General features: G+C 72.4%; 24 protein-coding genes, 1 tRNA gene and 1 riboswitch. Of the genes, 13 read left to right on the top strand and 12 right to left on the bottom strand.

Going from position 1 to position 25,506, the window contains the following annotated elements:
• Nucleotides 1–3: 3 nt before the first annotated feature.
• A complete protein-coding gene (locus ACFYZJ_RS07965) occupies nt 4–777 on the bottom strand; it encodes a sulfite exporter TauE/SafE family protein (protein ID WP_388564050.1) in 774 nt (257 codons plus the stop codon).
• Nucleotides 778–885: 108 nt separating this feature from the next.
• Nucleotides 886–2,079: a thiolase family protein gene (locus ACFYZJ_RS07970; protein WP_388564052.1), complete on the bottom strand. Its 1,194-nt coding sequence runs from the start codon at nt 2,077–2,079 to the stop codon at nt 886–888.
• A 170-nt stretch (nt 2,080–2,249) separates the two neighbouring features.
• Between ACFYZJ_RS07970 and ACFYZJ_RS07975 the strand changes: the two genes are divergently transcribed.
• From ACFYZJ_RS07975 to lpdA, 10 genes are all read left to right on the top strand, one after another.
• Nucleotides 2,250–2,510 carry a WhiB family transcriptional regulator gene (locus ACFYZJ_RS07975; RefSeq protein WP_388564054.1) on the top strand — a complete coding sequence of 87 codons (261 nt, stop codon included), beginning with the start codon at nt 2,250–2,252 and terminating at the stop codon, nt 2,508–2,510.
• Nucleotides 2,507–2,989, top strand: coding sequence for a Dps family protein (locus ACFYZJ_RS07980; protein WP_388564056.1), 483 nt, complete (start codon nt 2,507–2,509; stop codon nt 2,987–2,989). Before ACFYZJ_RS07975 ends, ACFYZJ_RS07980 begins: the two co-directional genes overlap by 4 nt.
• A 43-nt stretch (nt 2,990–3,032) precedes the next feature.
• Nucleotides 3,033–3,371, top strand: a complete 339-nt coding sequence (locus ACFYZJ_RS07985; protein WP_388564058.1) for a DUF3140 domain-containing protein — start codon at nt 3,033–3,035, stop codon at nt 3,369–3,371.
• A 7-nt stretch (nt 3,372–3,378) separates the two neighbouring features.
• On the top strand, nt 3,379–4,035 hold the full coding sequence (locus tag ACFYZJ_RS07990) for an endonuclease (protein WP_388564060.1): 657 nt from the start codon (nt 3,379–3,381) through the stop codon (nt 4,033–4,035).
• A gap of 231 nt (nt 4,036–4,266) precedes the next feature.
• Nucleotides 4,267–5,598: a jacalin-like lectin gene (locus ACFYZJ_RS07995; protein ID WP_388564062.1), complete on the top strand. Its 1,332-nt coding sequence runs from the start codon at nt 4,267–4,269 to the stop codon at nt 5,596–5,598.
• Between the two features lie 87 nt (nt 5,599–5,685).
• Nucleotides 5,686–5,779: riboswitch (TPP riboswitch) on the top strand.
• The gene (locus ACFYZJ_RS08000) at nt 5,771–7,165 is read left to right on the top strand and encodes a purine-cytosine permease family protein (RefSeq protein WP_388564064.1); all 1,395 of its coding nucleotides are present in this window, start codon (nt 5,771–5,773) and stop codon (nt 7,163–7,165) included. Its footprint overlaps the riboswitch before it by 9 nt.
• On the top strand, nt 7,162–7,959 hold the full coding sequence (gene thiD / locus ACFYZJ_RS08005) for a bifunctional hydroxymethylpyrimidine kinase/phosphomethylpyrimidine kinase (protein ID WP_388564066.1): 798 nt from the start codon (nt 7,162–7,164) through the stop codon (nt 7,957–7,959). The genes ACFYZJ_RS08000 and thiD overlap by 4 nt, the downstream gene beginning before the upstream one ends.
• Before the next feature lie 115 nt (nt 7,960–8,074).
• Nucleotides 8,075–9,331 carry an arsenic transporter gene (locus ACFYZJ_RS08010; RefSeq protein WP_388564542.1) on the top strand — a complete coding sequence of 419 codons (1,257 nt, stop codon included), beginning with the start codon at nt 8,075–8,077 and terminating at the stop codon, nt 9,329–9,331.
• A gap of 156 nt (nt 9,332–9,487) precedes the next feature.
• Nucleotides 9,488–10,930 carry an NADP-dependent phosphogluconate dehydrogenase gene (gene gndA / locus ACFYZJ_RS08015; protein ID WP_388564068.1) on the top strand — a complete coding sequence of 481 codons (1,443 nt, stop codon included), beginning with the start codon at nt 9,488–9,490 and terminating at the stop codon, nt 10,928–10,930.
• 115 nt (nt 10,931–11,045) lie between these two features.
• Nucleotides 11,046–12,443: a dihydrolipoyl dehydrogenase gene (lpdA, locus tag ACFYZJ_RS08020; protein ID WP_388564070.1), complete on the top strand. Its 1,398-nt coding sequence runs from the start codon at nt 11,046–11,048 to the stop codon at nt 12,441–12,443.
• Between the two features lie 102 nt (nt 12,444–12,545).
• Here lpdA and ACFYZJ_RS08025 read toward each other — a convergent pair.
• The 5 genes from ACFYZJ_RS08025 to ACFYZJ_RS08045 all read right to left on the bottom strand — a co-directional run bounded on the left by ACFYZJ_RS08025 (nt 12,546) and on the right by ACFYZJ_RS08045 (nt 17,557).
• Nucleotides 12,546–12,619: transfer RNA gene (locus tag ACFYZJ_RS08025), tRNA-Pro, on the bottom strand.
• A gap of 102 nt (nt 12,620–12,721) precedes the next feature.
• Nucleotides 12,722–13,636: a YceI family protein gene (locus ACFYZJ_RS08030; protein ID WP_388564072.1), complete on the bottom strand. Its 915-nt coding sequence runs from the start codon at nt 13,634–13,636 to the stop codon at nt 12,722–12,724.
• A gap of 172 nt (nt 13,637–13,808) precedes the next feature.
• Nucleotides 13,809–14,891 carry a maleylacetate reductase gene (locus ACFYZJ_RS08035; protein WP_388564074.1) on the bottom strand — a complete coding sequence of 361 codons (1,083 nt, stop codon included), beginning with the start codon at nt 14,889–14,891 and terminating at the stop codon, nt 13,809–13,811.
• The gene (locus tag ACFYZJ_RS08040) at nt 14,888–15,763 is read right to left on the bottom strand and encodes an intradiol ring-cleavage dioxygenase (RefSeq protein WP_388564076.1); all 876 of its coding nucleotides are present in this window, start codon (nt 15,761–15,763) and stop codon (nt 14,888–14,890) included. Before ACFYZJ_RS08040 ends, ACFYZJ_RS08035 begins: the two co-directional genes overlap by 4 nt.
• 54 nt (nt 15,764–15,817) lie before the next feature.
• Nucleotides 15,818–17,557: an FAD-dependent oxidoreductase gene (locus ACFYZJ_RS08045; RefSeq protein WP_388564078.1), complete on the bottom strand. Its 1,740-nt coding sequence runs from the start codon at nt 17,555–17,557 to the stop codon at nt 15,818–15,820.
• Nucleotides 17,558–17,709: 152 nt separating this feature from the next.
• Here ACFYZJ_RS08045 and ACFYZJ_RS08050 point away from each other — a divergent pair, with 152 nt between their 5' ends.
• From ACFYZJ_RS08050 to ACFYZJ_RS08060, 3 genes are all read left to right on the top strand, one after another.
• A complete protein-coding gene (locus ACFYZJ_RS08050; protein ID WP_388564080.1) occupies nt 17,710–19,419 on the top strand; it encodes a helix-turn-helix domain-containing protein in 1,710 nt (569 codons plus the stop codon).
• 123 nt (nt 19,420–19,542) lie between these two features.
• Entirely contained in the window at nt 19,543–19,893 is a 351-nt protein-coding gene (locus ACFYZJ_RS08055; protein ID WP_388564544.1) for a DUF779 domain-containing protein, read from the top strand.
• A gap of 117 nt (nt 19,894–20,010) precedes the next feature.
• Nucleotides 20,011–21,198 (top strand): phosphodiester glycosidase family protein, encoded by a 1,188-nt coding sequence (locus tag ACFYZJ_RS08060; protein ID WP_388564082.1) that lies wholly within the window; start codon nt 20,011–20,013, stop codon nt 21,196–21,198.
• Between the two features lie 3 nt (nt 21,199–21,201).
• On the opposite strand, the gene ACFYZJ_RS08065 is transcribed toward ACFYZJ_RS08060, so the two are convergent.
• The 5 genes from ACFYZJ_RS08065 to ACFYZJ_RS08085 all read right to left on the bottom strand — a co-directional run bounded on the left by ACFYZJ_RS08065 (nt 21,202) and on the right by ACFYZJ_RS08085 (nt 25,448).
• Nucleotides 21,202–21,396, bottom strand: coding sequence for a hypothetical protein (locus ACFYZJ_RS08065; RefSeq protein WP_388564547.1), 195 nt, complete (start codon nt 21,394–21,396; stop codon nt 21,202–21,204).
• Nucleotides 21,397–21,567: 171 nt separating this feature from the next.
• The gene (locus tag ACFYZJ_RS08070) at nt 21,568–22,644 is read right to left on the bottom strand and encodes an acyl-CoA dehydrogenase family protein (protein WP_388564084.1); all 1,077 of its coding nucleotides are present in this window, start codon (nt 22,642–22,644) and stop codon (nt 21,568–21,570) included.
• A complete protein-coding gene (locus tag ACFYZJ_RS08075) occupies nt 22,641–23,822 on the bottom strand; it encodes an acyl-CoA dehydrogenase family protein (RefSeq protein ID WP_388564086.1) in 1,182 nt (393 codons plus the stop codon). Before ACFYZJ_RS08075 ends, ACFYZJ_RS08070 begins: the two co-directional genes overlap by 4 nt.
• The gene (locus ACFYZJ_RS08080; protein WP_388564088.1) at nt 23,819–24,790 is read right to left on the bottom strand and encodes an NADPH:quinone oxidoreductase family protein; all 972 of its coding nucleotides are present in this window, start codon (nt 24,788–24,790) and stop codon (nt 23,819–23,821) included. The genes ACFYZJ_RS08075 and ACFYZJ_RS08080 overlap by 4 nt, the downstream gene beginning before the upstream one ends.
• An 85-nt stretch (nt 24,791–24,875) precedes the next feature.
• On the bottom strand, nt 24,876–25,448 hold the full coding sequence (locus tag ACFYZJ_RS08085; RefSeq protein ID WP_388564090.1) for a helix-turn-helix domain-containing protein: 573 nt from the start codon (nt 25,446–25,448) through the stop codon (nt 24,876–24,878).
• Nucleotides 25,449–25,506: the final 58 nt, after the last annotated feature.

Consider the following 25,506-nt stretch of genomic DNA (forward strand, 5'->3'; position numbering starts at 1 on the left):
GGCTCAGGGCAGCAGCAGCTGGACGGCGCCCACCACCGTCGCGACGATCACCAGCTGCTCGAACAGGCGCTGGTCGATCCGGTTCACCGCCCACCTGCCGATGACGGCACCCGGCAGCACGAACACCGCGAGCGCCGCGTCCAGCAGCAGGGAGCGGCCGTCGATCAGGCCGAGACCGGCGCTGAAGGGCACCTTGGAGACGTTGACGATCAGGAAGAAGAAGGCAGAGGTGCCGAGGAAGCCGAGTTTGCGGAAGCCGGCCGAGAGCAGGTACATCGACATCACCGGGCCGCCCGCGTTCGCGACCATCGTGGTGAAACCGCCGAGGACGCCGTAGGAGCGGGCCTTGATCCGGCCGGCCCGGGTCATCACCGCGTCGGGGTCGTCCTCCTGCTCGGCGGTCCGGCGGCGCCACACGGTGACCGCCGCCATCAGCAGCAGGATCGCCCCGATCGACGTCCGTACGATGCCGTCGTCGGCCCATACGAGGAACAGTGTGCCGAGCACGACGCCCGCGGCGACCGCCGGGAACAGGCGCCACAGGGTGGGCCAGTGGGCGTGGCGGCGGTAGGTGAGGACGGCGAGGACGTCGCCCGCGATCAGGATCGGCAGCAGGACGCCGGTCGAGGCCCGGGCGGGCAGGACGGCGGCGAAGATGGCGAGGCTGACCGTGTTGGCGCCGCTCACGGCCGTCTTGGAGAAGCCGACGAGCAGCGCGGCGGCGGCCAGCGCGGCGAACCCCCACGGCGATATGTCCCATAGCGTGATTGTGTTCATGCGGGGACCGATGCTATGCCCACGCATCCGGCCCCCGTCAGGGGCGTCTCGCCAGATGGGCCCTCGGTTCGGCGGCCCCTCGACGACCCCGCGTCTGCCCCGCTTCCCCTATGCCTGCGGACGTTCGACGAGCACCGTGCTGCCCTGCCCCACGCCCACGCACATCGTCGCAAGGCCGCGGGACGCGCCGGTGCGGCGCATGCGGTGCAGGAGGGTGGTCAGGATGCGGGCGCCCGAGCAGCCGAGGGGATGACCGAGGGCGATGGCGCCGCCGGTCGGGTTGACCAGCTCGGGGTCGAGGCCCAGCCGGTCGGTGCAGGCGAGGGCCTGGGCGGCGAACGCCTCGTTGAGCTCGGCCTCCTGGATGTCGCCGATCGACCAGCCGACCCGCGCCAGGGCCTTCTCGGTGGCGGGGACGGGGCCGATGCCCATGACGTCCGGGTGCACGCCGGCCGAGGCCCCGGCCACGTACCGGCCGAGGGAGTCGAGGCCCAGCTCGTTCAGGACCCCCTCGCTGACGAGGATTAGTCCCGCGGCGCCGTCGTTCATGGGTGAGGCGTTGCCCGCGGTGACGGTGCCGCCCTCGCGGAACACCGGCTTCAGGCGGGCGAGTTTCTCGTACGACGTGTCCTCGCGGACGCCTTCGTCGGCGGTGACGACGACTCCGTCGGGCCGCGTCACGGGCAGGAGTTCGGCGTCGAAGAGCCCGTTCTTGCGCGCTTCGGCCGCCCGCCGGTGGCTGCGCAGCGCGAAGTCGTCCTGGCGTTCGCGTGGGATGCCGTACCGCTTCGCGACCTCCTCGGCGGTCTCGCCCATGGACAGCAACCCGTGCAGGTCCTTCATCGCCGGGTTGACCAGCCGCCAGCCGAGGCGGGTGTCGGCGGTCTCGACGCGGTGCGGGAGGGCCTCGTCGGGGCGGGGCAGGACGAAGGGGGCCCGGCTCATGGACTCCGAGCCGCCCGCGAGCACGATGTCGGCCTCGCCCGCGGCGATGGCGCGCGCGGCCGTCGTCACCGCCTCCAGGCCGGAGGCGCACAGCCGGTTGACCGTGGCGCCCGGGACGGACTCGGGCAGGCCGGCGAGGAGGGCGGCCATGCGGGCGACGTTGCGGTTGTCCTCGCCGGCCTGGTTGGCGGCGCCCCAGTAGACGTCGTCGATGCGGGCGGGGTCGAGCGCGGGCACGTCCGCGACCAGGCCGCGGATCACGGTGGCCGCGAGGTCGTCGGGCCGCACGGAGGACAGGGCGCCGCGCAGCCTGCCGATGGGGGTGCGGCGGGCTGCCGCGAAGTGGACGGTACGCACCACGGAACTCCTGACCGGCCTCGACGATGGTGCGGAGCCAGTTAATTAGCACCGCTAGTTTCGGACTATAGACCGCCGGGCGGTCGCCGGGAAGCTCACCTGCGACGTGAGGGAAGGCGGGCGCCGTCCCGTCGGGTTTCACCTGATCCGTCCTGGGGACCCGGGCGCCCATGGAGTGGTTGCGGCAAGCGGCATGCGTGGGCGAGGACCCCGAGCTGTTCTTCCCCGTCGGGACGGCGGGACCGGCCGTCGAGGAGACCGCCGCCGCCAAGCGCGTCTGCCGCCGTTGCCCCGTGATGGGCGAGTGCCTGGACTGGGCGCTGGGCAGCGGGCAGACGGCGGGCGTGTGGGGCGGCACCGGCGAGCAGGAGCGCGCCGAACTGCTCCGTGCCACGAGAGACCGACCGACGACAAGGAGGAGCGCCCGATGACCGTGGTGCACAGCACGCTGCCCGAGCCCGCACGCCGGGTCACCGGGGAGGCCCTGCAGGAGACTCTGGTGGATCTGCTCGGGCTGTCCCTGGTCGGGAAGCAGGCCCACTGGAACATCGTCGGACCCCGGTTCCGTTCGATCCACCTCCAGCTCGACGAGGTGGTCGCCACGGCACGCTCGTACGCCGACACGGTCGCCGAGCGTGCCTCCGCGCTCGGTGTGCCGCCGGACGGCCGCCCGGAGACGATCGCGTCCGTCTACGGCCTGCCCGGCGCCAAAGAGGGCTGGCTGCGCGACACCGAGGTCGTGGGTCTGATGGTGGAGTCGCTGGAAGCGGCGATCGGGCGGCTGCGCAAGCGGATCGACGCCACCGCGGAGCCGGATCCCGTCACGCAGGACCTGCTGATCGGGATCACCGCGGAGCTGGAGAAGCAGCGCTGGATGTTCGAGGCCGAGAACTGGCCGCGCGAGGAGTGAGCCGGCGCGGAGCCGAACCGTCGAGGGTGGAGAGGAGTACGCCATGACCGACGCCCTGGAGATGGACGCGCTGTGGGAGGACTTTCACCGGGTGGTGAACATGACCTCCCAGGAACTCGCGGCCTGGCTGCGGGTCCGGGACGCCGAGGAGGAGAGCGAGCCGCTGCCGGAGGAGGCGGGCACGCCCACCGGGCGGCACGTCCTGTCGATCCTGCAGAAGCGGCGCACCGATCTCACCGACGACGACGTCCGGGTGATGCGCAAGGTGGTGGACACGGTCACCTCCGAGGTGGACGTGGAGAACGAGCCGCAGGCCGAGGACGAGCACCGGCGCCACCGGCTCATGACACTGGGGCACGACCCGCTCAAGGCGTCACGGTGAGGCCGCCATGGGCCGCGACGACAGAGCCGCCGAGGTGATCGGGGAACTCGTCGGCGAACACGGTCAGACCTACGCCGAGGAGGCGGGGATCCGGCTCAAGGACGCCCCGCAGCCGCTGTACCGACTGCTGCTGATGGCGCTGCTGCTCAGTGCCCGCATCCGCTCCTCGATCGCCCTCGCCACGGTGCGGGCGCTCGAGGAGGCGGGTCTGAAGGATCCGCGCCGCATGACGGAGGCGGACTGGCAGGAGCGGGTCGACGCGCTGGGGCGGGGCGGCTACCGGCGCTACGACGAGCGGACGGCGACCCAACTCGGCCAGGGAGCCGAACTGGTGAGGGAGCGTTGGGGCGGAGACCTGCGGCGGCTGCGGAAGGAAGCCGACGGGGATGTCGCCGCCCTGCGCCGGCTGTTGCAGGAGATACCGGGTATCGGCCCGGCCGGCGCGGACATCTTCCTGCGCGAGGTGCAGCGCGTGTGGCCGGAGGTGGCACCCTACCTCGACGCGAAGGCATTGTCGGGGGCGGAGCGGCTGGGGCTGCCCAAGGACCCGGAGAAGCTGGTGAAGCTGGCGAAGGACACCGAACCCGCGGTGCTGGCAGCGGCGTTGGTGCGCGCGGCACTCGACAAGAAGCTGGCGGAGGAGGTGCGGGAGCACGCGGCGTGAGGGTGGCCCGCGGGCCTGCCGAGGACCAGTTGTCAGGCAGCCCGCGCCCCGTGCCGTCCCCCACCGGGCGCCGTGGACACCGCCCGCGCCGCTCGGCGTCGTCGACTCCCCGGCGACCGCCTGGTGAAATCTTCACCCGGACCGCAGAAAGCGCGTTCCCCCAGCGGTCCCTCGCCGCTACTTTTGGCATGCGCGCAACACTCCCTTCGCCACCCCCAGGAGCCGTTCCCCATGCGCAGACTCCTCGCCACCCTCGCGGCGGCCGCCGCCGCGTTCGGCGGACTCACGGCCACCGCGCCCACCGCGGCGGCGGCCGACTCGGGCACGTTCAGCGTGCTCGGCTACAACGTCGCCGGCCTGCCCGAGGGCCTCTCCAGCGCTCCGACACCGCGCCGGCCGAGCACCACGGCGATCGGCTCGCGGCTCGGCCCGTACGACATCGTCCAGGTGCAGGAGGACTTCAACTACCACGCGTACCTGTACGCCGCCGACTCCCACCCGTACCGCACGCCCACCAGTGGCGGCGCCGGCGTCGGCAGCGGGCTCAACACGCTGTCCCGCATCCCCTACGACACCGACGACTTCGAGCGCGTGCACTGGAACTCGTGCCAGTACGACTCGGGCGACTGCCTCACCCCCAAGGGCTTCACGTTCATGCGGGAGCGCCTGGCCGAGGGCGTCTACGTCGACTTCTACAACCTGCACACCAACGCCGGGACGAACGACGGCGACCTGGCCTCGCGCGCGGACAACCTCAACCAGCTGACGGACTTCATCACAACCCACTCCGCGGGCAACGCCGTCGTCGTCATGGGCGACACCAACACCCGCTACACGCGCTCCGGCGACACGATCGCCGAGTTCGCCGCCGCCAACGGCCTCACCGACGCCTGGGTCCAGCTGGTACGCGGCGGCACCCCGCCCGTCAAGGGCAGCGACCCGCTGCTGTGCGACGAGAACGCGGTCACCAACAGCTGCGAGGTCGTCGACAAGATCCTCTACCGGAGTAGCAAGCTGGTCTCCCTCAAGGCCACCGCCTACAACAACGAGCACGCCGAGTTCCTCACCGACGACGGCAAGATGCTCTCCGACCACGACCCGATCACCGCCACGTTCAGCTGGGCGCGCGACTCCGCCTTCCAGCTCAGCGACCAGTTCGGCGGCCCGCACGGCGACTACTACAACGACATCGACAGCGTCCCGGCCGGCGCCCGCGCGACCGGCATATCGCTGCGCAGCGGCTCCCGTGTCGACCAGGTCGGCCTGACGCTGGCGGGCGGCACCACGCTCGTCCACGGCGGCACCGGCGGCACGGCGTCCGCACTCGCCCTGGGCAGCGACGAGTACGTGACGAGCGCACAGCTGTGCGAGGGTCAGTACGACGGCCACTCGAGGATCTTCTCCGCGAAGTTCACGACCAACCTGGGCCGCAGCCTGGCGGGTGGCACCACCACCTCCGACTGCGTGACCCGTACGGCGCCCTGGGGCTGGCAGATCGCGGGGTTCCACGGGCGCGCCGGGGACGAGGTCGACAAGATCGGCTTCGTCTACACCCGGCGCTGACGCGCCGGCACGACACGTCCAGGGCCGCTGACCGGGCAGCGGCCCTTGCGTATGGCTGATTCCGGTCCTCGGGTTAGTCTTGCCGCCGTACCGGACACGGGGTGCCCACCTGCGGGCTGAGATCACACCCGTCGAACCTGAACCAGTTCGTACTGGCGGAGGGATGTCTTTCATGCCATCGGCGCATGTCTCGGGCGGACTGCCCACCGGCGGCCGGAGCACCGTCTTCGACGGGCGGATGCCCACCGCTCCCGGCGACCTCAGGGTCGAGGGGCACGGCATCGAGCCGGTCCCCGAGACGAATCGTTACGGCGGGGCGGGTCGGCTGTTCACCGTGTGGTTCGCACCCAATCTGACCATGACCGGCGTGTTCACCGGGACCATCGGCATCGCGCTCGGCCTGGACTTCACCACCGCGCTCGCCGCCGTCGTCCTGGGCACGGTGCTGGGCGCGGTGCCCACCGCCTACCTGAGCACCTGGGGCAGCCGCACCGGAGCCGGCCAGCTGCCGCTCGCCCGGCTGGCGTTCGGCCGTGCGGTGGTGCTGCCCGGGGTGCTGCAGTGGCTGTCCTCGATCGCCTGGGACGCGCTGATCGGGCTGTTCGGCGGGGACGCGCTGGCACGGCTCGCGGGCTGGCCGTTCTGGCTGGGCGCCCTGGTGGTGATGCTGGCGCAGGGAGCCCTCGGGGTCCTCGGCTACGAGGCGATCCACCGGCTGCAGATCGTCATGACGTTCGTGCTGGCGGCCGCGTTCGCGCTGATCGCCCTGCGCATGCAGGGAAGCGTGCACCCCGCCTGGACGGGCACCGCGCACGGCGCGGACCGGGCGGGCGCCTTCGTGCTGACCAGCACCATCGCGCTCAGCCTGTCACTGTCCTGGGCGCCGTACGCCAGCGACTTCAGCCGCTATCTGCCGCGCACCACCTCACGCGCCCGGATGTTCTGGTGCACGCTGCTCGGTCTGGTGGTGTCCTTCCTGGCCGTGCAGGTCCTCGGGCTGTGGGGCGCCTCGGTGCTGACCGACCAGACGGCCGCGGGCGTGGACCATGTCCTGGGCGGTGGCGCGGCCGGCGCCTTCGGGCTGCTGGCCGTGGCGCTGGCGGCGCTCGCCAGCAACGCGATGAACGACTACAGCGGCTCCCTGGCGCTGCAGACCGTCGGGGTCCGCCTGCCGCGTCCGGTGGCGGCCGCCCTCGCCGTGCTGCTGGGCTTCCCGCTGGTGCTGTGGATGCACGCGGCGAACACCACCGCCCGCTTCCAGAACGTGCTGCTGTTCGTGAGCTACTGGATCCCCGGGTTCGTGGCGATCGTCGTCGTCGACTGGCTGGTGCGGCGCGGCACCGCGGTCGACCTCGCCGCCGAGACCGCCCGGCCGCGCTCCCCGTGGCCGCCGCTCCTCGCGTTCGTCGGCGCCTTCGCCGCGGCGGTGCCGTTCATGGACACCGGCCTGTACGTGGGCCCGGTCGCCCACGCGCTGCACGGCGCCGACGTCTCCTACTACGTGGCGTTCCTGGTCGCCCTCACGCTCTACGCCCCGCTGCGCGTCCGAGAGGAGGGCCGCGCATGACCGCGCCGCCCCGTGTCCTGACCATCGCCGGCTCCGACTCCGGCGGCGGCGCCGGCATCCAGGCCGACCTCAAGACCATGCTGGCGCTCGGCGCCCACGGGATGAGCGTGATCACCGCGGTCACGGCGCAGAACTCGGTGGGAGTGCAGGGGGCATGGGAGCTGCCGGTGGAGGCGGTGCGCGCCCAGTACCGCAGCGTCGTCGACGACATCGGCGTACAGGCGGTCAAGACGGGCATGCTCGCCTCGCCCGCGCTGGTCCAGACGGTGGCCGACCTGCTCGCGGACGTGTCCGCGCCGGTCGTCGTGGACCCGGTGAGCGTCTCCAAGCACGGGGACCGGCTGCTCGCCGACGACGCCCTGGACGCCGTACGGACCCGGCTGCTGCCGCTCGCCACGGTGACGACGCCCAATCTGGACGAGGTCGCGGAGCTGACCGGCATCTCGGTGACCGACGAGGCGGGCATGCGCCGCGCGGCCGACCGCCTGCTGGCGTACGGGCCCCGGTGGGTGCTGGTGAAGGGCGGGCACCTGCCCGGTCAGGCCACGGACCTGCTGACCGACGGGGGCGAGGAACACTGGCTGCGCGCCCCGCGCCACGACAACCGCCACACCCACGGCACGGGCTGCACCCTCGCCTCGGCCGTCGCCGTCGGTCTCGCGCAAGGCCTCACGGTGCCCGACGCGGTGCGGCAGGCCAAGGAGTACGTGACGGAGGCGATCGCGGCGGGCTTCGCGCTCGGCGCCGGCATCGGACCGGTGGACCACGGCTGGAGACTGCGTGCGCGCCCGTGACCGTGGCCCGGGAAGGGAGCCCGCGCCCTCGTGAGGGTGCCTCGGGTCAGAGCGCCACAGACGGATCTGGTGTGATGGACGCGCACCGCCGATCCTTTCGCGGAAGGACCGAACCCTGAACCCCCCGCTCGCCGAGGCTCTCTCCGTCCTCCTCCTCGTCGCCGTCCTGGCCGGCGCGGTGGTGCGTCCCTTCAAGCTGCCGGAGGCCGTCTGGGCGGTTCCGGCCGCCGGGATCGTGATCCTGACCGGCGCCATCTCCCTGAACCACGCACGTGCCGAGGCCGAGCGCCTCGGCCCGGTCGTCGGCTTCCTCGCGGCCGTCCTGGTACTGGCCCACTTCTGCGACGTCGAGGGCCTGTTCCAGGCCTGCGGCGCGTGGATGGCGCGCTGGGCGGCGGGCCGTCCCGGGCGGCTGCTGACCGCGGTGTTCGCGCTCGCCTCGCTGATCACCGCGGTGCTCAGCCTGGACGCCACCGTCGTGCTGCTCACGCCCGTCGTGTTCGCCACCGCCGCCCGCATGGGCGCCCGACCGAAGCCGCACCTGTACGCCTGCACCCATCTGTCGAACACGGCCTCGCTGCTGCTGCCGGTCTCCAATCTCACCAACCTGCTCGCGTTCGGCGCGGCCGGGCTGAGCTTCACCCGCTTCGCCGCGCTGATGGTCCTGCCGTGGCTGGTGGCGGTGGCCGTCGAGTACGTCGTCTTCCGGCGCTTCTTCCACCACGACCTGGACGCGGGCGCCACCGAAGAGGACCACGGCGAGCCGCCGAAGCTGCCGCTGTTCGCGCTGGTGACGCTCGCCTGCACGCTCGCGGGGTTCGTGGTCGCCTCCGCGTTCGGCATCGACCCGGCGTGGTCGGCGGCGGCCGGGGCGCTGGTGCTGGCCGTGCGCGGACTCCTCAGGCGCCGGGCCACCCCCCTGACGGTGGTGCGCGCGGCGGCGCCGTCCTTCCTGGCGTTCGTGCTGGCGCTGGGCGTCGTGGTGCGCGCGGTGGTCGACAACGGTCTCGCGAGCGCCCTCGGCCAGGTCATCCCCGGTGGCTCCGGCCTGCCCGCGCTGCTCGGCGTCGCGGCTCTGGCGGCCGTCCTGGCCAACCTGATCAACAACCTGCCCGCGGTCCTGGTGCTGCTGCCGCTGGCCGCCCCGTCGGGCCCGGGAGCGGTGCTCGCCGTGCTGCTGGGCGTGAACATCGGCCCCAACCTCACCTACGCCGGCTCGCTGGCCACCCTGCTGTGGCGCCGGATCGTCCACCAGCACGACCACGGCGTCGACCTGAAGGAGTTCACGCGTCTGGGCGCGATCACCGTACCGACCGCGCTGGCGGGCGCGGTGGTGGCGCTGTGGGCCTCCCTGCACGTCGTGGGGGCATGACCCGGCTCCCGGCCCCGCACGGTCCGGCTCGCGGGCGGTGAGCAACTCCCGCCCCGCCGTCCGTACATCGGTACGGCGGTACGAGCCGTACCGAGCGACATCCGCCGCGCCCGCCCCGCACGCGGGGGCGACGGATCCGGACCCAAGGAGCACAGCATGCAGGCGACCGCGCAGATCGGCGTCACCGGGCTCGCCGTGATGGGCCGCAACCTGGCCCGGAACTTCGCGCGCAACGGATACACCGTCGCCGTGCACAACCGCACCCCGGCCAGGACGAAGGCGCTCATCGATGACTTCGGGCACGAGGGCATGTTCGTGGCCGCCGAGACGGCCGAGGAGTTCGTGGCGGCGCTGGAGCGGCCCCGCCGCTTGATGATCATGGTGCAGGCGGGAGCGGCGACCGACGCCGTGATCGAGGAGTTCGCCCCGCTCCTGGAGCCCGGCGACATGATCATCGACGGTGGCAACGCGCACTTCGCCGACACCCGTCGCCGTGAGCGGGCGCTGCGCGAGCGAGGCATCCACTTCGTGGGCGTGGGGGTCTCCGGCGGTGAGGAGGGTGCGCTCAACGGGCCCAGCATCATGCCCGGCGGCTCACCGGAGTCGTACGCCGCGCTCGGCCCGATGCTGGAGAAGATCAGCGCGAAGGTGGACGGCGAACCGTGTGCGACGCATGTCGGCACCGACGGCGCCGGGCACTTCGTGAAGATGGTCCACAACGGCATCGAGTACGCCGACATGCAGCTCATCGGCGAGGCCTACGACCTGCTGCGCCAGGTGGCCGGGTACTCCCCCGCGGCGATCGCGGAGATCTTCCGCCGGTGGAACAAGGGCCGCCTGGACTCGTATCTGATCGAGATCACGGCGGAGGTGCTGTCCCATGTGGACCCGGCGACCGGCAGGCCCTTCGTGGACGTCGTCGCCGACGCGGCCGGGCAGAAGGGCACCGGACGCTGGACCGTGCAGACCGCGCTGGAGCTGGGCTCGCCGGTGACGGCGATCGCGCAGGCCACCTTCGCCCGCGCCGCCTCGGGCCAGTCCGCGCTGCGCGCCGCCTACCGGGGGCTGCCCGGCGGCACCAACTGGGAACTGACCCCGTACGAGGCGGAGCGCTTCACCGCGCAGGTGGAGCAGGCCCTGTACGCGTCCAAGCTGATCGCCTACGACCAGGGCTGGAAGATGATCCTGGACGCGGCCAAGGAGTTCGGCTGGAAGATCGACCTGGGGGCGGTCGCGAAGATCTGGCGCGGCGGCTGCATCATCCGCGCCGCCTTCCTGGACCGCATACGTGCCGCCTACGCGGCCGAACCCCGCCTGGTCAGCCTGCTGTCGGACGGGGGTTTCGCGTCGGAGATCGCCGAGGCGCAGGTGCCGTGGCGCGAGGTGATCGCCACGGCGGCCCGCCGGGGCGTGCCGGTGCCCGCGTTCTCCGCCGCGCTGTCGCACTACGACTCCCTGCGCGCCGACCGCCTGCCGGCCGCGCTCACCCAGGGCCAGCGCGACTACTTCGGCGCCCACACCTACCGGCGCGTCGACCGGGAGGGCAGCTACCACACCCTCTGGGGCATGCCGGGCCGCACGGAGACGGAGGTCATCTGAGACCGGCGCACCACCGGGCTCCGCGGGCGGGAGCCCGGTCCTGACCGCCTGTGTCGCCGTAATGCACGAACCTGACTCAGCGGGCGAAATCCTGATTCGACGGTAAGGTCGAGCCATGAACCCAGAGTTCGATGTCGTGGTCCTGGGGGCAGGCCCGGGCGGTTACGTGGCGGCCATTCGCGCCGCCCAACTCGGCCTGAGGACCGCCGTCGTCGAAGGACGGTTCTGGGGCGGCATCTGCCTGAACATCGGCTGCATCCCGGCGAAGTCGCTGTTGAGGAACGCGGAACTGGCGCACCTCGTCGTCCATGAAGCGGACACCTACGGCCTGAAGTTCGACGGGCAGGTCGGCCTCGACTACCGGGCGGCATACCTCAGGAGCCGCAAGGTGGCCGACGGGCGGGCCAAGGGTGTCGGCTACCTCATGCGCAAGAACGGCATCGCGCAGTTCGAGGGCCAGGGGTCGTTCATCGACCCGCACACCATGAACGTCCGGATGTCCGGTGAAGAGGCCACGCTCACCTTCGCCCACTGCGTCATCGCCACCGGCTCGACCGTGAAGCTGCTGCCGGGCACCCGTCTCGGCAGACGTGTCGTGACCTATGAGGAGCAGATCCTCTCCGACACCCTGCCGGCCAGCATCGTCATCGCGGGCGCCGGCGCCATCGGGGTGGAGTTCGCCTACTTGCTGCGGGCCTACGGCGTCCAGGTCACGCTGGTCGAGTTCTTCGACCGGATCGCTCCCCTGGAGGACGAGGAGGTCTCGGCGGAGCTGGCGCGGCAGTTCCGCCGGCAGGGCATCACGGTCATGACCTCCACCCGCGTGGAGTCCATGGAGGAGACCCCGCACGGCGTGCGCGTCGTCGTTTCGCAGGCCGGCCAGGAAAGGACACTGGAGGCGGAGAAGGTGCTCCAGGCCACGGGCTTCCAGCCCCGTACGGCCGGATACGGGCTGGCGAACGCGGGCGTCCGGCTCACGGATCGCGGCGCGATCGACGTCGACGGCCGGTGCCGCACCAGCCAGCCGCACATTTACGCCATCGGCGATGTGACGGCCAAACTGATGCTCGCGCACACGGCGGAGGCCATGGGTGTCATCGCCGCGGAGACCATCGCGGGCGCCGAGACCATGGAGCTCGACTACCGCATGATTCCCCGCGCCACCTTCTGCCGGCCCCAGATCGCGAGCTTCGGCTGGACCGAGAACGAGGCCAGGAGCGAGGGATTCGACATCCGGGTCGCGAAGTTCCCCTTCACCGCGAACGCCAAGGCGCACGGGTTGGGCGAAACGGCCGGCTTCGTGAAGCTCATCAGCGATGCCCGCCACGGCGAACTCCTGGGTGCCCACCTGATCGGGCCGGACGTCACGGAACTGCTCCCCGAGCTGACGCTGGCTCAGAAATGGGACCTGACGGTGACCGAGCTCGTGCGGAACGTGCACGCGCACCCCACGCTGAGCGAGGCCGTCCAGGACGCGTTGCACGGTCTGGCCGGGCACATGATCAACCTATGATGTGAGGACGGAGACCGGGCGCCCGCGCGGGAAAACCAAGGACGCCACTACGGGGGCCCTCTCGAAGAGAGCCCCCACCGGCGGAAGCATCCGCTCCCACTGTCGGGACGACAGGATTTGAACCTGCGACCCCTTGACCCCCAGTCAAGTGCGCTACCAAGCTGCGCCACGTCCCGTCGCCCTCTCGCGTGTTCCGCGAGATCGCGCGGGTAAACCCTACCGCACCGGACTGAGGGTCCTTCACCGGGGCGCTCGCGCCGGCCGCCGCCCGCGGTTCCCTACTCCGGCGGTGTCGGCGTGTCGGGGGTGCGGTACATCGCCTGGACGTCCAGCTCCAGTTGCACCGTCGGGCCCACCACCGCGATGCCGCGGGCCAGCATGGAGCGCCAGTTCAGGGTGAAGTCCTCACGGTGCAGCTCCGCCTTGGCCAGGGCCGCGCAGCGCAGCTCCTCGCCGTAGCCGCCGTTCACCATGCCGAGGTACGTGGTGTCGAGCGCGACCGACCGGCTCACGCCGTGCATCGTGAGGGAACCCTGCAGGGTCCACCTGCTGCCGCCCCGGTAGGCGAAGCGCGTGCTGGTGAAGTCGATGTACGGGAAGCGCTCCACGTCCAGGAAGTCGGCGGACCTCAGATGGTTGTCGCGCGTGTTGTTGCCGGTGTTGATGCTGGAGGCGTCGATCCGGACGTGGACGCGGGACTGCGTCATGTCCTGGGCGATCTGGATGCCGCCGTCGAAGCGTTCGAAGCGGCCGTGGACGTTGGCCATGCCGACGTGCTTGGCGATGAAGCGGATCGCCGTGTGCGGCGGGTCGAAGAGCCAGGCGCCCGGCATCGGCAGCTGCTGGGCCTCGGCCGGCTGCAGCCAGACCCGCTCGGTGCGCGCCACCGTGCCCGCCACGAGCTCGACGGTCTCGTGGTGCGGCCTGAGGCCCTCCGCCGAGACCAGCAGGCTGTAGTGGCCGGGCGGCAGCGCCGCGACGAAGAAGCCGTACGGGTCGGTCGTGCCACGGGCCGCGACGCGGTGCGTGTCCAGGGCGGTGACGGTGACGTCCGCGGACGCCATCGGCGAGCCCATCGGGTCGACGATCTCACGGGCGATTGCGCCCGCGCCGGGCGGGAGGGGGAGCGAGAGGCCCGCCGCCTCGGCTGAGGCGCCCCGGGGCCGCCGACGCCGGAGCAGTGCGAGGGCCATGATGTTCACCTTTCTTCGGTGGCGCGGCCGTGCGAGTGGCGGCTCTGGGCACGCCGAAGCGGCCGCGCCTGTGTGCGGTCCCCCTTTTCGATCTTGGGTCGGACGGCGCCGCCGCGGGTGTCTCATTACGAGACAGTGGTACGGCACAGGGCACCTGCCGCCGTGACAGCCCCTATGCCGCGGCCGTCTCGGGCTCCCTTCCCTCGTACGCCGCCCTCACCACACCCCGCACCCCGTCCGCCGTCACCGGGCGGGGGTTGGCGTACGGCTGGGCCGTCACCTGGGCGGCGGCCGTCGTCACGTCGCGCTCCGTCAGGCCGAGTTCGGCGAGGGAGCGCGGCGCGCCGAGGCGGCCTCCCAGCTCCCACAGGGCGCGCGCCACGTCCTCCGCGCCGAGCGCCCGCCGCAGCGCGGTCACCGCCTCGGGTGCCGCGGGCGCGTTGTAGGCGAGGACGTACGGCAGCACCACCGTGTGCGTCTCGGCGTGCGGCAGCCCGAAGGTGCCGCCCAGCACATGGCACAGCTTGTGGTGCAGCCCCATGGTGGTCGCACCGAGGCACGCTCCGCACAGCCACGCCCCGTACAGTGCGCGGCTGCGCGCCTCCAGGTCGCCCGGGTCGGCGACGAGCAGCGGCAGCGCTTCGGCCATCGCCCGGGTGCCGTCCTCGGCCATCAGCTGGACCAGTGGGGAGGTGTCGGGGGCGTAGAGCGCCTCGACGGCGTGCGCGAGCGCGTTGATGCCGCTGGTCACGGTGAGCGCCACGGGCAGGGAGAGGGTCAGTTCGGGGTCGTAGACGACGCTGCGGGGCTGGACCTGCGGGTCGCGGCCGGTGCGCTTGGCCCCGTGTTCGGTCAGCCCCCACACGGGGGTCATCTCGGATCCGGAGTAGGTCGACGGCACGGCGATCAGCGGCAGCCCGGTGCGCAGCGCGATCGCCTTGCCCAGGCCGATCGCGGAGCCGCCGCCGACCGCGACGCACCCGTCGGCGCCGGCGGCCCGCGCCGCCTCGACGCCCCGGTCGGCGACGTCGGCGGGTACGTGCATGCGGGCCTCGGCGTGCAGCCCGGCGCAGGCGTCGCCGAGGGCGTCCGCGACCGCCCGTGCGGTGGGTTCGCCGCGGCTGCCGGAGATCACGAGCAGCCGTCGCAGGCCGAGGCGCGCGGCCTCGTCCGGGGTCGCGGTGACGGCGGCGCCGGGCCGGAAGACGACCCGCACGGGGCGCGTCTCGTAGGTGAAGTCGGTGCTGAAGGTCATGTCGCACGCTCCAGGACGAGGTCGAAGCGGGCCTGCCGGAACGGGTTGGGTACCCCGAACTCCCGCGCCTGCGACGGGTCGTCGGTGACCGTGAAGTCCTGCACCAGGCTCTTCTTCACCGCGAAGACGGCGTCGGAGTCAAGGTAGTCGCTGCCGGCCACGAAGATGTGCGTGGTGACGGGGGTGTGTCCGTCGGCGGTGGCGATGAAGTGGATGTGTGCGGGGCGGTACGGGTGCCGGCCGGTGGCCCGCAGCAGGGCGCCGACCGGGCCGTCGGTCGGGATGGGGTACGGGGCCGGTACACAGGTGCGGAACCAGAAGCGGCCCTCGGTGTCGGCGGTGAACAGCCCGCGTCCGTTGCCCGCCGGCTGGAGGTCCGGCTGCTGCACGTCGTAGTGGCCCTCGGCGTCGGCCTGCCACACGTCGAGGACGGCGCCCGGCAGGGGTGTGCCGTCCTCGGAGAGCACCCGGCCGCTGACCACGCACGGCTCGCCACTGCCCACCAGGTCTATGTCGTCGCCCAGTTGACGCACCGGTGAGGCGGTCATGTGGAAGGGTCCGAGGACGGTCGACTCGGTGGCGCCGGGCGCGCGGTGGCCGTTCAGGGTCTCGACCAGCATGGAGACGCCGAGGACGTCCGACAGCAGGATGAACTCCTGACGGGTGTCCGTGCAGGTCTGTCCGGTCGCCGTCAGAAAGCCGACGGCCTTCTCCCACTCCTCCTGGGTGAGCCGGGTCTCGCGCACGAAGGCGTGCAGATGGCGGATCAGGCCCGTGAGCAGCTCGCGCAGCCGGGGATCGGCGGTCGCGCCGAGACTGGCGAGGGCCTCCCCGGTGACCGTGTCCTGGCCGGCGGTGCTGTCGATGGTCATGCCGTGCTCCTCATCGTCCACGACGTACCTGTCGCTTCCCCCATGATCCCGCGTTCAGGCCTGCCCGAGGATGCGCCGCAACGCCTGGGACAGCAGTTCCTCGGCGTCCAAGGCGGCGGACGCGTGCCGGAACGCGACGAAGCCGTCGGGCCGCACCAGCAGGGCGCCCGCGTCGGGCACCTCACGCAGCCGCGCCCAGTCGCCGTAGGGGTCCTCGTACTCCTGTCCCGGGCCGATCACCACGGTCGCGATCTCGATCCGCTGCGCCTTCGCCGCCCGCACCCAGCACTCGCCGCCGATGCCGGTGAGCAGGGTGAAGCGGCCCTTGCCGACCGTGTCGAGGGTGGACAGGGTGCGGGTGCCGGAGGTGATCCAGGCGTGCGGGAGGCGGGCACCGGGGCGGGAGGAGGGCTGGTGGTGGAGCTCGGGGTCGCGGGTGAAGCCCGGGTCGGGGGTGCCGTCCGGGACGATCGCGTGCGAGACGTAGCGCTGGTTGAGGTCGACGCCGTGCGCGTTGAACTCGTACACCTTGAAGGCGATCGCCTCGCGCAGCTTCGCGCGCTGCTTCTCGGCGGCCTCGGTGGCCTCCTTGCGGGCGGCGATGTTGGCCCACAGCTGCTCGGGCGTCTGCGGGGACAGCCCGTCCAGTGCCTCGAAGATGGGCGCGGTCTCGCCGATGGACCGGTTGGCGCGGGTGACGATCTGCCTGCCGACGGGGGCGCGCTCGGCGGTGTAGGACTCCAGCAGCTTGGGGCTCGCCGTGCCGTCGAGGACCAGTTTGAGCTTCCAGGCCAGGTTGTAGGAGTCCTGGATCGAGGTGTTGGAGCCGAGGCCGTTGGACGGCGGGTGGCGGTGCACGGCGTCCCCGGCACAGAAGACCCGGCCGCTGGAGTAGGTTTCCGCGTACATCTCGTTGACGGTCCACGCCGAGGACGACTTGACGGTCACCGGTATCTCGTCGTCGCCGACGAGCCCTCGGATGACGGACTCGGCGTACTCGGTGGTCAGGTCGGGGGCGCCCGCCTGGACGTCGTAGCCCCACACGATGAGCCACTCGGTCCAGGGCCGGACACAGCGCACCAGACCCGCGCCGATGCCGCCGACCGTCGCGCCCGGCGCGAGGACCCAGTAGAGGGTGGAGGGGCGGTGGGCCGTGTACTTCGTCAGGTCGGCGTCGAAGACGATGTTGATGCTGCCGGCGACGCCCATCTGACCGCCCATCGGCAGGCCCGCATCCTCGGCGACCTTCGAGCGGCCGCCGTCCGCGCCGATCAGGTACTTGGCGCGGATCTCGTAGGTGTCCCCGCGCAGCCGGTCGCGGACGGTGGCCGTGACCCCGTCGGCGTCCTGGGTGTGGGAGAGGTACTCGGTCTGGAAGCGCAGCCGGGTGCCGCGGGCGACGGCCGCGTCCACCAGGACCGGCTCCATGAGGTGCTGTGGCAGGTCGCACATACGGGTGGGGCTGGCGAGTTCGTGCGCGGCCTGGACCAGCGGGTCGTTGCCCCAGGAGCGCACCCGGCCCAGTTCCTCCCCGGCCAGGCTGGTGCAGAAGGTGGTGTTGCCCATCAGGTGCTGCGGGGTGGCCTGCCGGATGACGTCCTGTTCGACTCCGAGGTCGCGCAGCACCTCCATCGTGCGCTGGTTGGTGATGTGCGCGCGGGGCGTGTCGGCGAGGCTCGCGTAGCGGGTGACGACGAGGTTGGGCACGCCGTAGGTGCTCAGGGCGAGCGCGGCCGAGGCACCGGCCGGGCCGCTGCCCACGATCAGAACGTCGGTCTCGACGACGGTGGACACGGGGCGCTCCTGACAGGGGGAACGGACATCAAGCGTTCATGATCATGGACTGGCGCGCGGGCGCATGGGTGTCTCATTCCGAGACATCGGCTCGTGTGCGCGGGACGGGGTAGTAGTTTCTCGTTCAACGGAACCGCTACGGTAGGGGCGTTGTGACCACCACAGAACACTCCCCCGCCGACCCCGCGCTCGACCCGCTGCGTCTGGCACGCGAGCGGTTCCTGTCGGGGCGTCCGCTGCCCGACGGCGTACCGGACGAGGTCGTCGCCGCCTGGCGGCGTGCGCGGTTCTTCGGGGTGCCGCACGACCTGAGGGAGCCGTCCGCCGATCCGGTACGTCCGGTGGAGTCGGCGCTGCTGGAGGCGGCCCGGGCCGTGCTCGACCGCATCGCCCCCGCGCTCGGCCCCGGCCGGTCGGTCCTCGTCCTCACCGACGAGCGGCTGCGGGTGCTGTGGACGGCCGGAGGCGTGGCCGGGCTCGATCCCTGGCCCGATCTGTCGGAGCGGGTGGTCGGGCACAACAGCGCGGCGCTCGCCCTGCGCACCGGGCGGCGGGCCGAGGTGCACGGGCCGGAGCACTACCTCGACCGGTGGCAGGACGTGTCGGCGGTCAGCGTCCCGGTGCGGGCGGCGTGGACCGGGCAGGCGCTCGGCACGGTGACCGTGGCGTCCGAGCTGTGCGCCGGGTGCCCGCCGCATCCGGGCGCGCCGCTCGCGGAGGCGGCCGCCGCGGCCGTGGAGGCCGAACTGCTCGCGCGGGCACGGCCACCCGAGCGCATCCTGCTGGACGCCTATCTGCGCGCGGCGCGCGGGCCGGACGCCGCGGTGGTCGCGCTGGACGGCCTCAGCCGCCTGGTCAGCGCGGCGGCGCAGCGCATGCTCGCGCCGGAGTCCCTGGACGCCCTGGAGCGTACGGCGGTGGCGGTACGGCACCAGGAAATGCCCGCCGAGGCCGTAGTGCCCGAGGGCGCGGGGTGCACCGCGCGGATCACTCCGGTACGCCGGGACGGCACGGTCATCGGCATCGTGGCCGCACTGGAGCCGCTGCGCGATCCCCCACCTCGGGCGCCGCGCCCGGCCGTCGCCCTGGTCGGCTGCTCGGTCGCCTGGCGCCATGCCGTCGGGCGCGCCGTCGAGCTGGCCCGCTCCCGCGAGCCGCTGCTGCTGACGGGTGAGCGCGGGACGGGGAAGACCGCGCTGGCCCGGGAGCTGCTGGGCGGGCGCGCCGCACGGGTGGCCGACGCGGCGGAGAACGGGGAACTCGACCGCGCGCTCGCCGAGCTGGCCGAGGGCCGTCCCCTCCTGCTCCGCCATGCCGAACGGCTCGCGCAGTCCGGCGTGGCCGCTCTGAACTCCCTGCTCGACGCGCACCCCGAGGCGCCGCTGCTGGTCACCTACACGCCCGGCACGCCGCCGGGTCCGTGTCTCCAGCGGCTCCTGGACACGCTGGCCGCCCGCTCGGTCACCCTGCCGGCGCTGCGCGAGCGCCCCGAGGACATAAGGGAGTTGCTGACGGCGCTGGCCCCTCGCCCCGCAGCGGGCAGCCCGCCGCTGACCTGGGCCCTGGACGCCCTGCGCGCCCTGGAGCGGTATCCGTGGCCCGGGAACGTGACCGAACTGGCGCATGTCGTACGGGCGCTGGCGGAGCACCGCCGGGCGTCCGGGCCGGTCCGCCGGGCCGAGTTGCCGGATCCCGTGCGTGACGGGCCCGCGGTGCGTCCGCTCAGCCCGATGGAGCACGCCGAGCGCACCACGATCCTGGAGGCGCTGCGCCGTCACGGCGGCAACAAGGCGCGTACGGCGGCCGCGCTCGGGATCGGCCGTGCGACGCTGTACCGCAAGCTGCGCGGCTACCGGAGCTGAGACCTGATCGAACTCCCCCTTTTGTTCGGGGCTCCGATTGTTCGGGGCTCCGATTGTTCGGGGCTCCGACCGCAACGTCGTTGCAACCTGACCCGTGCTGACATGGGTGCCGTGACCACGGACATGATCCCGCGCGTGGAGCTGACCCCCGCGGCCGCCGAGCTGGTGCGGCGGCTGCGGGAGGTCCACGGGCCGTTGATGTTCCACCAGTCCGGCGGCTGCTGCGACGGCAGCGCGCCCATGTGCTACCCGGAGGGCGAGTTCCGCACCGGTGGCTCGGACGTGCTGCTCGCGGAGCTGGAGGTCGACGGGGTCGACGAGCCCGTGGGTTTCTGGATGTCCAGAAGCCAGTACGAGGCGTGGCGCCACACCCGGCTGATCGTGGACGTGGTGCCGGGCCGGGGCAGCGGCTTCTCCCTGGAAGCACCCGAAGGAGTGCGTTTTCTCATCCGTTCCCGCGTCGTCGACGCCTGAGCACCGCACGGGACACCGCGTTCTGGTGCACTTCCCCCGAGTCCTACGGGAGTTGGCGAGACATCAGGGGGAGTTGTGACACGTCGCAACAGACGGTTGAGAGTCACACTGAGGGCTTTGTCGGCATGGAGCGCGCTGGCCGCTGCCGCCCTCGCGGGGGCCGCGCCGGCCGGCGCCGCGCCGGACACCCGGAGGCTCGCGCCGGGCGTCCAGTACAGCGAGTTCGACATCTCCGCGGCACACGGGGTGACGCGCGCCCACCTCGTCACCGTCGACCTGCGCGATCCGCACGTACGGGTCGACCTGCTGTATCCGCGCGTGGTGTCCGCCCGCGCCACCGTCTCCCAACTCGCCGACGCGCAGCGTGCGGTGGCGGGCATCAACGGTGACTTCTTCGACATCACCGAGACGCAGCACCCGTGGGTCCCGGCGACCGGCTCGGCCGTCGGCCCGGCCGTCGCGAACGGGCACACGCTCAAGGCCGCCGTGCCGCCCGGGCAGCGCTTCGGGCCCGAACTGCCGCCCGGCGCGAGCACCGAGGACGTGCTGGGCGTGGGCAGGGACCGTACCGCGCGCCTCGACCGGCTGAGGCTCGACGGCTCCGTGACCACACCGGGCGAGCGGCTGCCGCTGCGCGGGCTGAACCAGTACGCGCTGCCCCAGGGGTCGATCGGGGCGTACACGTCGGACTGGGGCAGTGTCTCGCGGCTGCGCGCCATCTGCGGCACGGACGCCGAGCGGGGCGGGCCGTGCAGTACCGACTCGTACGAGGTGACCGTACGGGGCGGCCGGGTCACCGCCACGGCCGATCATCCGGGCAGCGGTCCCATCGCGGCCGGCACCACGGTCCTGGTGGGCCGTGAAGCGGGGGCGCGGCAGCTGCGCAAGCTGTTCAAGGGGGAGGAGGTCCGGGTGCGGCACCGGCTGGTGGCGGCCCTGTCCGGGGTGCCGTACCGCTTCGCCGTCGGCGGCTTCCCGGTGCTGCGGCACGGCACGCCGCTGCCCGGCCTCGACGCCACGACGTCCGCCGTGCGCACCGCGGTGGGTATCGAGGACGGGGGCCGCCGCCTGCTGCTCCTCGCCCTGGACGGCTCGGCCGCCTATCGCAGCGGCCTGACCGTGTCGGAAGTCGCCCGGATCCTGCGCCGGCTGGGCGCCACGGACGGCTTCAACCTCGACGGCGGCGGCTCCACGACCCTGGTCACCCGGCCGGCGGGCACGGGCGCGGTGAGCGTGCGCAACCATCCGAGCGGAGGAGCCGAACGCCCCGTCCCGGACGGGATCGGGGTGTTCAGCGACTCGTGAGCATCAGGGGCGCAGGCTGCCGACGATCTGCGCGGTCGCCGCGAGCCCCTGGTGGATGGTCGGCGCCATGCTGGTACTGGCCAGGAAGAACCCGAGCAGGATGCAGACCAGAGCGTGCGAGATCTTCATGGCGCCGCCGCGCAGGAAGATCACCGCAATGATCAGGAGCAGCAGCACCACCGAGATGGAAACGGCCATCATCACCCTCCTCCGCCACGCTCACTTCGCGGCTTTCGGCCGCAAGTGTGGCGTAGTGAAGGGTTCGTCCGGGCGGCTGACGTGTCCGCCGAACGTGTGGTTCCACGACGACCGGCGGGCGACACGGAGAAGCCCGCCCCCGGGTCGGGCGGGCTTCTCCCGGGCGTCACGTCAGGGGGCTTGCAGGTCGACCAGGTCGGCCAGGGCCTCGCGGTGGGCGCCCGCCGTGCCGTAGGCGAGGGAGTCCGCCTTGGCCCGCTTCAGGTACAGGTGGACCGGGTGCTCCCAGGTCATACCGATCCCGCCGTGCAGTTGCAGGGCCTCCTCGGCGGCGCGGACGGCGACGGGTGCCGCGTACGCCTCCGCGACGGCGACCGCGATGTCCGTGTCCTCGCTGCCCGTGGCGAGCGCGTCGGCGGCGTGGCGGGCGGCGGCCCGTAGTCCCGCGACCTCCAGCCACAGCTGTGCGAGCCGGTGCTTGAGCGCCTGGAACCCGCCGACGGGCCGGTTGAACTGCTTGCGTTCCTTCAGATGGCGCACGGTCTCGGTCAGGCACCAGTCGGCGATGCCCAGTTGCTCGGAGGCGAGCAGTCCGGCGGCGGCGCGCAGGGCGCGTCGGACGGCGGGTCCGGCGTCACCGACACGGCGGCCGGGAGCGCCCTCCAGCCGTACCGTCGCCAGGGGCCGGGTCAGGTCCAGGGAGACCTGCGGGGTGACCGTCACGGCCTCCGCGGCCACGGCGTACAGGCCGCCGTCCTCGGCCGGTACGAGCAGCACGTCGGCCACGGCAGCGTCGGCGACACCGGACAACTCCCCGTACAGGCTGCCGTTTTCGTGTCGTAGGGCCTTGTGGACGGCGCCCGGAGCCGCGTGCAGCCCGACCGCGAGGGCGCCGATGGTGCGCCCGGAGGCCAGCTTCCCCAGCAGTTCCTCGTCACCGCAGGCCAGCAGGGCCTCGGTGGCCACGACCGCGCTGGTGAGATACGGCACGGGAGCGACCGCCCGGCCCAACTCCTCCAGGACCACCGCGACCTCGCGGGCGGAGGCGCCCTGGCCGCCCTGCTCCTCGGGAACCAGGAGACCAGCCAGTCCCATGCCCTCGGCGAGGGACTTCCACACGGCGAGGTCGTGCGGGGCGTCGGATTCGATGCGGGTGAGGACGTCGGTCGGGGCGCAGTGGTCGGTGAGCAGGTCCCGGACGGCGGCCCGGAGCGCCTCTTCCTCCTCCGAGTACAGCAGGTCGGTCATCGAGCGAGGTCCTTCCAGGCGACGTCCTTGTCGGTGCGCGGCTCGGCGGGCAGGCCGAGGACGCGCTCGGCGACGATGTTCAGCAGGACCTCGCTGGTCCCGCCCTCGATGCTGTTGCCCTTGGAGCGCAGATAGCGGTAGCCGGCGTCACGACCGGTGAAGTCGACCAGCTCGGGGCGGCGCATGGTCCAGTCGTCGTACAACAGGCCCTCCTCACCGCGCAGTTCGACCTCCAGGCCGCTGATCTCCTGGTTGAGGCGGGCGAAGGTGAGCTTCATGCCGGCGCCCTCGGGGCCGGGCTGCCCCGCGACGAGTTGCTGGCGCAGGCGTTCGGCGGTGAGCCGGGAGACCTCGGACTCGACCCACAGCTTCAGCAGCCGCTGATGCAGGTCGTGCGTGCGCAGTTCGGGGCGTTCGCGCCAGGTCTTCGCGACCGGGCCGATCATGCCGCCCTCGCGGGGGAGGCGCATGCCGCCGATGGCGACGCGCTCGTTGTTGAGCGTGGTCTGCGCGACCCGCCAGCCGTCGCCGACCTCGCCGAGACGGCGGGAGTCGGGGATGCGGACGCCGGTGAGGAAGACCTCGTTGAACTCGGCCTCGCCGGTGATCTGGCGCAGCGGGCGGACGTCGACGCCCGGGTCGGTCATGTCGCAGATGAAGTAGGTGATGCCCTGGTGCTTGGGCACGTCCGGGTCGGTGCGGGCGATGAGGATGGCCCAGCGGGCGATGTGGGCGCTGGACGTCCACACCTTCTGTCCGTCGACCACCCAGTCCTCGCCGTCCCGGACCGCCCGCGTGCCGAGGGCGGCGAGGTCGGATCCGGCGCCGGGTTCACTGAACAGCTGGCACCACACCTCCTCGCCGGTCCACAGCGGCCTCAGGTAGCGCCGCTTCTGCTCCTCGGTGCCGTAGCGCAGGATCGTCGGCGCGGCCATGCCGAGCCCGATGCCGTTGCGGCGCGGGTCGTTGTCCGGGGCGCCCGCGGCCTCCAGTTCTGCGTCGACGACGGTCTGGAGGGAGCGGGGCGCACCGAGGCCGCCGAGGCCCTCCGGGTAGTGCACCCAGGCGAGCCCGGCGTCGAAGCGGGCCCTGAGAAAGTCGAGGCGGTCGGTGGTGGCCGGAGGGTACACGGCCAGCAACTCCTGTGTGCGGCGGCGCAGTGCGGCTGCGTCGGTCATGCGGCGGCTCCGTTCTCCAGGACGACGGCGACACGGCCGGTCGTCACGCCGTCGGCGACGCGCTGCACGGCGGCCGCGGCCCCGCCGAGCGGCACGCGCTCGCTGACCAGCGGCCTGATGGCGCCCCGAGCGGCCAGCTCGGTGAGCTGTTCGTGGCAGTGCTGGACCAGCTTCGGGTTCTTGGTGTTGTACAGGCCCCAGTGGAGGCCGAGGATCGAGTAGTTCTTGACAAGTGCGTGGTTCAGCGCCGGGCTGGGGATCGAGCCGCTGGCGAAGCCCACGACGACGATCCGGCCCTCGAAGGCCACGACCTTCGCGGACTGGGCGTAGGCCGCGCCTCCGACCGGGTCGTAGATCACGTCGGCGCCCCGCCCGCCGGTGGCCTCCTTCACCGCGGTGACGACGTCCTCGGCGCGCCGGTCGATCACGATGTCGCAGCCGAGCTCCCGGGCGACGGACGCCTTGTCCGCCCCCCCGACGACGCCGATGACCGTGGCACCGGCCGCCTTGCCGAGCTGTACGGCCGCGCTGCCGACCCCTCCTGCGGCAGCGTGGACGAGCAGCGCCTCGCCGGCCTGGAGACCGGCCCGGCGGTGCAGACCGAACCAGCCCGTCTGGTAGCCGATGTGCAGGGCGGCGGCCTCGGCGTCGTCGAGGGAGTCGGGGGCGGGCAGCAGGGCCGCGGCGTCCGCGAGCGCGTACTCGGCGAAACCGCCGTACGGGAGCGCGGGGTTGGCGATCACTCGGCGGCCGTCCTCGGTCTCGCCACAGATCTCCACGCCCGGCGTGAACGGCAGCGGGGGCCGGACCTGGTACTGGCCGCGGCACAGCAGAGCGTCCGGGAAGTTGACATTGGCGGCCCGCACCTTCACCAGGACCTGGCCCTCGCCGGGCGTGGGGGGCTCCACCTCCGAAAGGCGCATCACCTCGCTCGGCTCGCCGTTCTCGTGCACTTGCCATGCCTGCATGCGGGGCCTCCACGCCACTGCGTCGTCCGAACGGGTCCGTCGCATACTAAGCGGTCGCTTGCCCCTGTGGGAACAGTCGAACGCGTCACGTACGGGCGGGCCGCGCCCGCACGTGCATCCGCTCCCCCTGCGGCCCGAACAGACTGAGGAACTCCACCGGTCCCTCCCCCGTCGACCCGAACCAGTGCGGCACCCGGGTGTCGAACTCCGCGGCCTCCCCCGCGGTCAGCACCACGTCGTGCTCGCCCAGCACCAGCCGCAGCCGCCCGGAGAGCACGTACAGCCACTCGTAGCCCTCGTGAGTCCGGGGGTCGGGTTCGAGCCTGCGCTGCGGTTCGAGGACCTTGAAGGCCTGGAGGCCTCCGGGTTGCCGGGTCAGCGGCCAGTGGGTGCGGCCGCCCCGGACGATCGGCTTGGCGCGCACCCGCGGGTCCCCCACCGGGGGTGCGCCGACCAGTTCGTCGAGCGGTACCTGATGGGCCTGCGCGATCGGCAGCAGCAGTTCGAGGCTGGGCCTGCGCAGACCCGACTCCAGGCGCGAGAGGGTGCTGACGGAGATGCCGGTGGCCTCCGACAGCGCCGCGAGTGTCACCTCCCGCTCCTTGCGGATCCGCCGCAGCCTCGGGCCCACGCCGGCCAGAACGTCGTCCGTACTCATGGTCGTATTGCAGTTTCGGCAAACATGTTTGTCAATGCGGCAGCGCGTGGGCGACCTT

It is taken from the genome of Streptomyces sp. NPDC001848 (assembly GCF_042891915.1).
In the GTDB taxonomy this organism is placed as follows: domain Bacteria; phylum Actinomycetota; class Actinomycetes; order Streptomycetales; family Streptomycetaceae; genus Streptomyces.

Excerpts from the sequence above, each read along its gene's own strand:
- ACFYZJ_RS07990 (WP_388564060.1), top strand. The coding sequence starts at position 3,379 with ATGGGCCGCGACGACAGAGCCGCCGAGGTGATCGGGGAACTCGTCGGC.
- ACFYZJ_RS07980 (WP_388564056.1), top strand. The coding sequence starts at position 2,507 with ATGACCGTGGTGCACAGCACGCTGCCCGAGCCCGCACGCCGGGTCACC.
- gndA (WP_388564068.1), top strand. The coding sequence starts at position 9,488 with ATGCAGGCGACCGCGCAGATCGGCGTCACCGGGCTCGCCGTGATGGGC.
- ACFYZJ_RS08030 (WP_388564072.1), bottom strand. The coding sequence starts at position 13,636 with ATGGCCCTCGCACTGCTCCGGCGTCGGCGGCCCCGGGGCGCCTCAGCC.
- ACFYZJ_RS07975 (WP_388564054.1), top strand. The coding sequence starts at position 2,250 with ATGGAGTGGTTGCGGCAAGCGGCATGCGTGGGCGAGGACCCCGAGCTG.
- ACFYZJ_RS08040 (WP_388564076.1), bottom strand. The coding sequence starts at position 15,763 with ATGACCATCGACAGCACCGCCGGCCAGGACACGGTCACCGGGGAGGCC.
- ACFYZJ_RS08075 (WP_388564086.1), bottom strand. The coding sequence starts at position 23,822 with ATGACCGACGCAGCCGCACTGCGCCGCCGCACACAGGAGTTGCTGGCC.
- ACFYZJ_RS08055 (WP_388564544.1), top strand. The coding sequence starts at position 19,543 with ATGATCCCGCGCGTGGAGCTGACCCCCGCGGCCGCCGAGCTGGTGCGG.
- ACFYZJ_RS08065 (WP_388564547.1), bottom strand. The coding sequence starts at position 21,396 with ATGGCCGTTTCCATCTCGGTGGTGCTGCTGCTCCTGATCATTGCGGTG.
- ACFYZJ_RS08085 (WP_388564090.1), bottom strand. The coding sequence starts at position 25,448 with ATGAGTACGGACGACGTTCTGGCCGGCGTGGGCCCGAGGCTGCGGCGG.
- ACFYZJ_RS08000 (WP_388564064.1), top strand. The coding sequence starts at position 5,771 with ATGCCATCGGCGCATGTCTCGGGCGGACTGCCCACCGGCGGCCGGAGC.
- ACFYZJ_RS08080 (WP_388564088.1), bottom strand. The coding sequence starts at position 24,790 with ATGCAGGCATGGCAAGTGCACGAGAACGGCGAGCCGAGCGAGGTGATG.
- ACFYZJ_RS07985 (WP_388564058.1), top strand. The coding sequence starts at position 3,033 with ATGACCGACGCCCTGGAGATGGACGCGCTGTGGGAGGACTTTCACCGG.
- lpdA (WP_388564070.1), top strand. The coding sequence starts at position 11,046 with ATGAACCCAGAGTTCGATGTCGTGGTCCTGGGGGCAGGCCCGGGCGGT.
- ACFYZJ_RS07965 (WP_388564050.1), bottom strand. The coding sequence starts at position 777 with ATGAACACAATCACGCTATGGGACATATCGCCGTGGGGGTTCGCCGCG.
- ACFYZJ_RS08035 (WP_388564074.1), bottom strand. The coding sequence starts at position 14,891 with ATGACCTTCAGCACCGACTTCACCTACGAGACGCGCCCCGTGCGGGTC.
- ACFYZJ_RS08070 (WP_388564084.1), bottom strand. The coding sequence starts at position 22,644 with ATGACCGACCTGCTGTACTCGGAGGAGGAAGAGGCGCTCCGGGCCGCC.
- thiD (WP_388564066.1), top strand. The coding sequence starts at position 7,162 with ATGACCGCGCCGCCCCGTGTCCTGACCATCGCCGGCTCCGACTCCGGC.
- ACFYZJ_RS07995 (WP_388564062.1), top strand. The coding sequence starts at position 4,267 with ATGCGCAGACTCCTCGCCACCCTCGCGGCGGCCGCCGCCGCGTTCGGC.